General features: G+C 58.5%; 3 protein-coding genes. 2 read left to right on the forward strand and 1 reads right to left on the reverse strand.

Annotated elements, in window-relative coordinates; all coding sequences use genetic code 11:
* Window positions 1-19 precede the first annotated feature (19 nt).
* Window positions 20-580 (forward strand): type 1 glutamine amidotransferase domain-containing protein, encoded by a 561-nt coding sequence (locus tag WBB95_RS16985; RefSeq protein WP_424488649.1) that lies wholly within the window; start codon window positions 20-22, stop codon window positions 578-580.
* Between the two features lie 59 nt (window positions 581-639).
* On the opposite strand, the gene WBB95_RS16990 is transcribed toward WBB95_RS16985, so the two are convergent.
* Window positions 640-846: a hypothetical protein gene (locus tag WBB95_RS16990; protein ID WP_424488650.1), complete on the reverse strand. Its 207-nt coding sequence runs from the start codon at window positions 844-846 to the stop codon at window positions 640-642.
* Between the two features lie 161 nt (window positions 847-1,007).
* On the opposite strand from WBB95_RS16990, the gene WBB95_RS16995 reads away from it, so the two are divergent.
* Window positions 1,008-1,565 (forward strand): ATP-dependent Clp protease proteolytic subunit, encoded by a 558-nt coding sequence (locus WBB95_RS16995; protein ID WP_424488651.1) that lies wholly within the window; start codon window positions 1,008-1,010, stop codon window positions 1,563-1,565.
* The last annotated feature ends 18 nt before the right edge of the window (window positions 1,566-1,583 follow it).

Genomic DNA, 1,583 nt, shown 5'->3' on the forward strand with positions numbered 1-1,583 from the left:
ACTTAGGAGAGACTCGACCATGAGTTCGCAACTCAACGGCAAGAAAATCCTCATCATCACCTCCAACACCGGCATCGAGCGCGACGAGCTGCTCAAGCCGCTGGAAGCGCTGCGCGGCTACGGCGCGACGGTGACTCACGCGTCCAGCAAAGGCGGCACGACCCAGACCTTCGTCGGCGACACCGAGAAGGACAAAACCGTGGAATCCGACGTGCAGCTGTCCGACGTGCTCAGCAGCGACTTTGACGCGCTGGTCATCCCAGGCGGTACCGTCAACGCCGACACCTTGCGCCAGGATGCCGCGGCGTTGCGGCTGATCAACGACTTCGTCAAGGCTGGCAAAACCATCGCCGCGATCTGCCACGGGCCATGGACGCTGATCGATGCCGGCGTGATCAAGGGCAAGACCCTGACGTCGTATAAAAGCGTGCGTATCGACCTGGAAAATGCCGGCGCCGCCGGCTGGGTGGACGCGCAAGTCAAGGAATGCCCGGCCAATGGCTGGACTTTGATCACCTCGCGTACGCCGGATGACCTGCCGGCGTTCAACGAGGCAATCGCCAAAGCTGTTGCTCGCTGAGTGTTCGGCTGAAACGCAAACAGGCGCCCTTGGGCGCCTGTTTGCGGTGTCGCGACGGTTCAGCTTTTACGCTGTTCCGGCATCTCGCGCTTGGGTCCGAACAGCGCCCAGGCAATCAAGCCGAACAGCGGCACGAAAATCAGAATGATCAGCCACAGCCCCTTGGTCTCCCAGCCACCGGTGCTGCGCAGTACCACGTTGATCGCCCACAATTCCACGATCAGCAGAACCACCGCCAATAGGATCCAGATATAGTCTAATTGCATGATTCACCTCCTGAGGTCTATGTATTAGGTCAAGCATCTGCCTCAAGGGTTCCATCCGATTTCGCAGCCAGCGCTCACGCCCAACGGTTGCGGCTAATTCTGCGCGACCTTCTAGACTTGATTTCAGTGACTTCATTTGCATTGAACGACGGAGGTTGAGGATGACCGAGCACGTTATCCACTTTCATTGCCAGATCGACCAGAGCACCACGGAACGCTTCCGCGATTGTTGCCTGGATGCCATCGGCGAAGGCGCCAGTTCCCTGCTGCTGAACCTGTCGACCACCGGTGGCAGCACCAATTTCGGCTTTACCCTCTACACCTTCCTCAAGGCCCTGCCGGTGCCGTTGTGCGCGATCAACGCGGGCAATATCGAGTCCATGGGCATCATCATGTTCCTGGCCGCCAACCGGCGCATTACCACGCCTCACTCGCGCTTCCTGATCCACCCGATGAACTGGTATTTCAGCCAGAGTTCGGTGGACCACCAGCGCCTGCGCGAATACCTGTCGAGCCTGGACAACGACCTGGCGCGCTACGTGAAGATCTACGAGTTGGAAACCACCCAGGCCGACACCCAACTGGATATCTTCAAGTGCCTGTCTGCCGAAGAAAAAGTCATCGCTGCCCATGAATCGCTGGCTTACGGCATTGCCCATGAGGTGAAGCAGGTGGTGTTTGCCGAAGACATCAAGCATTGGAAGGTCAGCGGAGCTTAAGTGGCGGTGTATTGCAAG

It is taken from the genome of Pseudomonas sp. (assembly GCF_049645325.1).
In the GTDB taxonomy this organism is placed as follows: Bacteria; Pseudomonadota; Gammaproteobacteria; order Pseudomonadales; family Pseudomonadaceae; genus Aquipseudomonas.

Bases quoted from the DNA above. Each gene is read 5' to 3' on its own strand.
- WBB95_RS16990 (WP_424488650.1), bottom strand. From the start codon at position 846: ATGCAATTAGACTATATCTGGATCCTATTGGCGGTGGTTCTGCTGATC.
- WBB95_RS16995 (WP_424488651.1), top strand. From the start codon at position 1,008: ATGACCGAGCACGTTATCCACTTTCATTGCCAGATCGACCAGAGCACC.
- WBB95_RS16985 (WP_424488649.1), top strand. From the start codon at position 20: ATGAGTTCGCAACTCAACGGCAAGAAAATCCTCATCATCACCTCCAAC.